Here is a 6,116-nt window from a genome sequence, read left to right on the forward strand (position 1 = left end):
CCCCATGAACCCATCGGTCACTCGCCGGGCTCCAGGTCTCGGACCCGGTAGTGAATCTTCGCCGCCTCTTCGAGGAGGGCTTTGGCCTCGGCGCTGTCGGTGCACTCGTATGCGGCTCGGTGTTCGAGGTCGCGGACGTGCGCGTCCAGCCTGGGATCACGGGCGAGGGCGTACTCACCCCACCAGCGGGCCATGAACGCGGGCACGGGACCCACGTCGTACGCGTCGGCGATCGCCCACTTCCAGTGGGCGTCGAAGTCCGGGAGGAGTTCGGGAGTGTGCTGCGCGATGGCCCCGCGCAGCGCCTTCGGCGTCCGCTCGGGCATCGGCGGGACGGACGGCTCGGGTTCAGCAGCGTGAGCAGTCATGGCCGGTGCCCTCCTTCGACGCGTCGTGTCTACGACCATAACCGGCTCGTCCGTTCCCTCTCAGTGGTTGATCTCCCGGCCGCGTATTCGACCGGAAGATCAACGATGAGGGAGGCGCAACGGCGGATGTCAGGCCTTTCGACCCGCGTCACCCGAACGCGTGCACGGCCGCCCCGGCTTTGACCCCGTCCACGAATACGGCCCAGGACACGGCCGCGAGGATCAACGGGCGGGCGGCGGGGGTCTTGCTGTCCCGGACGGGGACGATGCCGGTGTAACCGTCGGCGACCTCGACGCAGTTGTTGTCTCCACCTTGGCTGTAGCTCGACTTGCGCCAGGCCGCAGTGCTGAGGTCAGGGGTGTGCGTCATGACGTCGGTGCTCCTTCAGTACGGCCCGGATGAACGCCAGCGAGTCCAGCGGGGACAACGCCAGGTCGCGAAGACGATCGTAGGACAGTCGGCGCCGCAGAACATCGTCTGGATCATCGTCGAGCTGACTGCAGTCATCGCCCTCTTCATAGGCGACAGCGCTGCCGTCTTTCTGCCAGAGCAGCGTCAGCGACCCCGTCATGTGGTGATGAACTCCCGCGGAGAACGGCAGCACTTGAAGCGTCACGTTCGGCAACATCGCGACGGTCTCCAGATGAAGCAACTGGTCGTGCCAGGTCTCTGCGCGGGCCGCGGGTCGCCGGAACGCCACCTCGTCCATGATGATCCGGACGTCGGGTGCCGGCCTCTGGCGTAGCACGTACTGCCGTCCCAGTCGCGCCGCCACCTGTTCCTCGACCATTTCGTCAGCGTCAGCTGTTGTCCAGCCTCCAGACAACACCTCCCGAGCGAAGTCCTCGGTCTGCACAAGTCCAGGTACAGCAGGTGCAAACTTCCACATCACCCGAGCCGTGGCTTCCAGCCCCATGAACCGCTTATACGGATCCATGAACGCGTCCAGCCGCGCCACCCTCCAGTGACTGACCAGCAGCTCACCGGCCTCGTAATACACGTCCAGGTCTTCCATGACCGTCACCTTGGACAGCCGCTCCCCGGACTCCAGGCGGCTCAGGTAGCTCTTGTCGTAGCCGGTGTCCTCGGCCAGTTGCCCGAGCGACTTGCCCGCCTTCTCCCGCAGATACCGGAGCGTCCGCCCCAGCACCGCACGGCCCGACTCGCCCTCGGCGTCAACCTGTTCGGTCACGTCACCCCTCCCCGTTGCCCGGGCGCGCAGACAACGCCGACCCTCTTCCGCAGCGTACGCCGCACCAGTGACCATCGAGGCACGAACGGTAATCACCGCTCGTCAGGACGTCGACAAGGACAGAGGAGCGCGCCGGCATGAGTGAACGCGTCGTAGGAATCTGGGAGTTACTGCTGATGGCACTCGTGCACGGCATCGACGTCGGACCTCGTCGTATCCACGGAGTGGTGGTGCGCGCATGAGCACCCCCAACAGCACCAGCGGCGAACGGCAGTTGCGGCTGCTGCCCTGGAACACCCCCGACGGCAAGCCCTGTTACCTCAGCGCCGACAGCCACGACAGCCGGCTCTCCCTCCTCGCCGACGACATCGAAGCGGCCCAACTCGACTCCGGGGAACAGGTGTTGGCCGGAACCAAGGCAGTCCTCGCGGACCCCCAGGCCGGCGAACGCGCCGTGCGTTTCGCGCTCACCAGGGCGTCCGAGTCGCTGGAGGACGTGATCCGCATCGCCGTCAGCCGGGGCGAGCGCATCCCGGATGCGGGACTCCGACCCCGTTCCTGACGCACACGGCCCCCTGCCTTACGCTCTTTCCCTGCCGACCAGGGGGAGGGCTCATGCACGGGGACGGGCGCGGGATCGAGCGGGAGTACCGCAGATGGCGGAAGCCGTCGCGGAAGCGGCTGGCCCCGGTGGGGATTCTGCTGGGGAACCTCGCTTATCAGTTGACGGCGCCCGACCACATCCACCTCCGGTTCGGGCTGTTCGTGCTGCTGCCTCTGGCGCTCGCGGCCGCCTGGATGGGAATCGCCCCACGCTGGTGGCGGACCCTGGTCGGGCCCGGCGGGATCACCGTCCGCCGGGTCGTCCGGTCCCGCGACTGGGCCTGGCACGACATCTACGCTCTTCGCGTCGAGCCGCATCCGGCCCAACGCCGCGCCGACGCCCAGTCGTTGACCTACCTCTACGACAACGACGGCCGCAGGTTCCTCCTCCCGCACCTCGACGACTGGCAGCTCCCCGACCTCGAAGCCGAGCTGGCCGACCTGCACTCCGAGGCGGCCCGGTACCGGGGCATGGACTGGGAACCGCGCCCGGCCGTCGAGGCACGGATCCGCGAGCGGGCCGCGCACCGCCAGGCCTGGACGCGCGCCACCTCCGGGGCCCTGTGCGTCATGCTCGTCGCCTTCCTGTACCTGCTGTGGCGGATCATCGTCGGCCGCGAACCCGACCCGTTCCTACTGCTCCTCTGCGTCCCGCTCGCCGCCTTCGCCCTTTTCGCCGCCTTCTTCCACTGGCTCTGCTCCCGGACCCCGGCGGCCCGCGCATAACCCGCTGCCAACCCCCTGCCAGCTCCCGCACAGCCACCCGTCACACCGTGTTCGAATGGCGGATGCGCGGAAGATTCTGCTGGCCGATGACGACGCGGACGTGCGGGAAGGGATCGGGCGGCTGCTCAGGTTCGAGGGGTACGAGACCGTCCTCGCGGGGGACGGGCGTACCGCCCTCGATCTGCTCGGCGTACCTGACGACGACGCCGCGCCCGACCTCGTGCTGATGGACGTCACCATGCCCGAGCTGGACGGGCTGGCCGCGACCCGTCGTATCCGTGCCTCCGGTTCCACCGTGCCGATCCTGATGCTCACCGGGCGGACCGCCGTCGGCGACCGGATCGTCGCCCTCGACAACGGCGCCGACGACTACCTCAGCAAACCGTTCGCGGTGGATGAACTGCTCGCCCGGGTACGGGCGTTGCTGCGGAGGAGTGGGCGGCGGGCGGCCGATGAGACGCCTCCGCCTCCCGAGCTCGAACAGCTCGCGTTCCACGATCTCGTCATGGAACCGCGGACCCGTACCGTCGCCCGCGGCGGCCGGCCGCTCGAACTCACCCGGACCGAATTCCTGTTGCTGGAGTACCTGCTCCGCCATCCGGGCACCGTGCTCACCCGGTCCCGGCTCCACCGGCACGTCTGGGGCTTCGACTTCGAGCCCGCGTCCAACACCCTCGACGTCTACGTCATGTATCTGCGCCGGAAACTGGAGAGCCGCGGCGAACCGCGGCTCATCCACACCGTACGGGGACTCGGGTACACCCTTCGGGCAACTCCCCGTGCCTGATCTACCTGTTCGGCTTCGGGAGCCTCAGGATCACTGTCTCGTCGGGCGCCGATGGCGGAACCTGGCGCAGGACCATCGTGTTGTCCGCGCGGTGCCGTCCCGTGCCCTGTCCCGTGATCGCCATCTCCGGCAGCGGGCCCGCAAGTCGCGCGTACGCGCCGCCCCTTGACACCAGTTCCGCGTGGGTGCCCGTCTCCACCAGGCGTCCGCCCTCCACGACCAGGATGCGGTCGGCGTCGGGGGCGAGGCTCAGGTCGTGGGTGATCATGATGGTCGTACGGCCGGACATCAGACGGCGCAGGGGCTGGATCACCTGGCGGGCGGCCACCGAGTCGAGGCCGGCCGTCGGTTCGTCCAGGACCAGGACCGGGGCCTGGCGCAGCATCGCGCGGGCGATGGCGATCCGCTGGAGCTGGCCGCCGGAGAGTGCCGCCGTGCCGGGGGCGATCTCCGTGCCGTAGGCCTCGGGGAGTGCCGTGATGAAGTCGTGGGCCGCCGCTGCCCGTGCCGCTCGCTCGATCTCCTCGTCCGTCGCGCCCGGGCGGCCGCACTCGATGTTCTCGCGGATCGTGCCGTTGAGGATCAGGGTCTGCTGGGGCAGCAACGCCACGTTCTCGCGCAGGAATTCGAGCGGTACGTCACGGAGGGGGACGCCGTCCAGGCAGATCACGCCCTCGGAGGGGTCGTAGAAGCGGGTGAGGAGTTTGGACAGGGTCGACTTGCCTGCTCCGCTCTCGCCCGTGACGATGACCAGCTCTCCCGGGTCTGCCCTGAAGGTGACGTTGTTCACCGTGTCGCGGGCCGCGCCGGGGTAGCGGAAGGTCACACCGTGGAAGCTGACCCAGCCGTGGACGGGCCAGGCGGGGACGGGTTCGCGCGGGTCGCCGACGGACGGGGTGGCGTCCAGGATCTCGTTGATGCGGGCCGCGCCGGCGGTGGCGGCGGTGAGGGTGAGGCCGAGCTGGCCGAGGTTGCGGACCGGGGGGTAGAGGTAGCCGATGAAGGCGGCGAAGGCGAGGAGCGCGCCGAGGGTCATGCGGTCGGCGGAGATCTCCCAGACGCCGAGGCCGATGACCGCGAGGACGCAGAGGGTTTCCACCACCTCCACGAACTGCTCGTACATCTCGCTGAGTCGGGCGCCGCGCACCGATGCCTTCATCCACGCGCGGGCCTCGATGTCGAGGCGCTTCTCCTCGTCGCGGCGGCGGTTGTACGCCTGGGTCAACACGACGTTGCCGAGGGACTCCTCGACCACAGACGTGATCGCGCCGTCCGCGGACCGCTCGTCCTGCGAGGCCTGCTTGATGCGGCCCGAGAAGCGGCGGGCGGCGAGCAGGAACAGGGGGGCCAGGACGAACGTGGCCAGGGCCAGGTCCCAGCGGAGGTACAGGGCCGCGCAGGCGTAGAAGACCGCGGAGAAGGCTGCCGAGATGGTGCCGACCACGCCGGACACGACCATCTGCTCGATGGCCTCGACGTCTCCGGTGAGGCGTTCGACCAGGTCGCCCTGGCGGTGCTTCTGGAAGAAGTGGGGCGGGAGGTCCTGGACATGGCGGAAGACGTTCGCGCGCAGGCGCAGGACGAAGCGTTCGGCGGTCCAGGTGGCGAGGGAGTTGCCGAAGTAGCCGACGAGCGCGCCGAGTACGGCGACGCCGAGCCAGGCGGCGGCCGGGCCCCAGAACGCGGACAGCGAACCGGCCTTGAGGGCGTTGTCGGTGAGTTCCGCGAAGAGGAGGATCGCGGCGGTCTCGGCGAGCGCGGACACGATGACGCAGGTGATGATCACCGCGAGCCACTTGCGGTCACCGCGGGTCAGCGGCCAGAAACGGCGGAAGGCCTCACGGGCTTCCCTCATGGTCAACAACTCCCTTCAGAACATCAGTACATGGCCTGGACGTGGCCGAGGCGGGGCCACCGGCGCGAGCGGACTCGCTAACCGGTGGCCCCGCCTCACTGGGTGACGGCTCAGCCCTTGTGCCCGACGGGGCGCTTCGGCGCGGGCTTCTTGGGCGCGGGCTTCTTGGGGGCCGGGGCGGGCTTGCGGTGCTTCTTGACGGGGACGATCTTGTGGAAGCTCATGACGGTTTCCCTCCCTGGGAGTTCGGCGCTGTGGCCGGGTGTGGAGTACTGCGGGTCTTCTGCGGCTCTCGGGACTGCTTACTTGTGCCCGACCGGACGCTTCGGCGCCGGCTTCTTCGGCGCGGGCTTCTTCGGGGCCGGGGCGGGCTTGCGGTGCTTCTTGACCGGGACGATCTTGTGGAAGCTCATGGTGGGTTCCCTCTCTGGGAGTTCGGCCGTGCGGCCGGGTGGGGGGTGGTGCGGGTCTTCTTCTGCGGCTCGTCGGACTGCTTACTTGTGCCCGACCGGACGCTTCGGCGCCGGCTTCTTCGGCGCGGGCTTCTTCGGGGCCGGGGCGGGCTTGCGGTGCTTCTTGACCGG

General features: G+C 69.0%; 7 protein-coding genes. 3 read left to right on the forward strand and 4 right to left on the reverse strand.

Going from position 1 to position 6,116, the window contains the following annotated elements:
• Positions 1–17 precede the first annotated feature (17 nt).
• From ACIBJH_RS43845 to ACIBJH_RS43855, 3 genes are all read right to left on the reverse strand, one after another.
• Positions 18–368 (reverse strand): hypothetical protein, encoded by a 351-nt coding sequence (locus tag ACIBJH_RS43845; protein ID WP_399122566.1) that lies wholly within the window; start codon positions 366–368, stop codon positions 18–20.
• Between the two features lie 148 nt (positions 369–516).
• Positions 517–738: a DUF397 domain-containing protein gene (locus ACIBJH_RS43850; RefSeq protein WP_399122567.1), complete on the reverse strand. Its 222-nt coding sequence runs from the start codon at positions 736–738 to the stop codon at positions 517–519.
• Positions 722–1,561: a helix-turn-helix domain-containing protein gene (locus tag ACIBJH_RS43855; protein ID WP_399122568.1), complete on the reverse strand. Its 840-nt coding sequence runs from the start codon at positions 1,559–1,561 to the stop codon at positions 722–724. The genes ACIBJH_RS43850 and ACIBJH_RS43855 overlap by 17 nt, the downstream gene beginning before the upstream one ends.
• A 238-nt stretch (positions 1,562–1,799) precedes the next feature.
• On the opposite strand from ACIBJH_RS43855, the gene ACIBJH_RS43860 reads away from it, so the two are divergent.
• From ACIBJH_RS43860 to ACIBJH_RS43870, 3 genes are read left to right on the forward strand one after another with little or no spacing between them, the layout of a single operon-like run.
• The gene (locus tag ACIBJH_RS43860) at positions 1,800–2,123 is read left to right on the forward strand and encodes a hypothetical protein (RefSeq protein WP_399122569.1); all 324 of its coding nucleotides are present in this window, start codon (positions 1,800–1,802) and stop codon (positions 2,121–2,123) included.
• 53 nt (positions 2,124–2,176) lie between these two features.
• Positions 2,177–2,890 carry a PH domain-containing protein gene (locus ACIBJH_RS43865; RefSeq protein WP_399122571.1) on the forward strand — a complete coding sequence of 238 codons (714 nt, stop codon included), beginning with the start codon at positions 2,177–2,179 and terminating at the stop codon, positions 2,888–2,890.
• Between the two features lie 55 nt (positions 2,891–2,945).
• Entirely contained in the window at positions 2,946–3,677 is a 732-nt protein-coding gene (locus tag ACIBJH_RS43870; protein ID WP_399122573.1) for a response regulator transcription factor, read from the forward strand.
• A 1-nt stretch (position 3,678) separates the two neighbouring features.
• Here the strand turns inward: ACIBJH_RS43870 and ACIBJH_RS43875 are convergent, their stop codons facing one another.
• Positions 3,679–5,532, reverse strand: coding sequence for an ABC transporter ATP-binding protein (locus ACIBJH_RS43875; protein WP_399122574.1), 1,854 nt, complete (start codon positions 5,530–5,532; stop codon positions 3,679–3,681).
• Between the last annotated feature and the right edge of the window lie 584 nt (positions 5,533–6,116).

Origin of the sequence: Streptomyces sp. NPDC050548, assembly GCF_044457385.1 — a bacterium.
Taxonomy (GTDB): domain Bacteria; phylum Actinomycetota; class Actinomycetes; order Streptomycetales; family Streptomycetaceae; genus Streptomyces.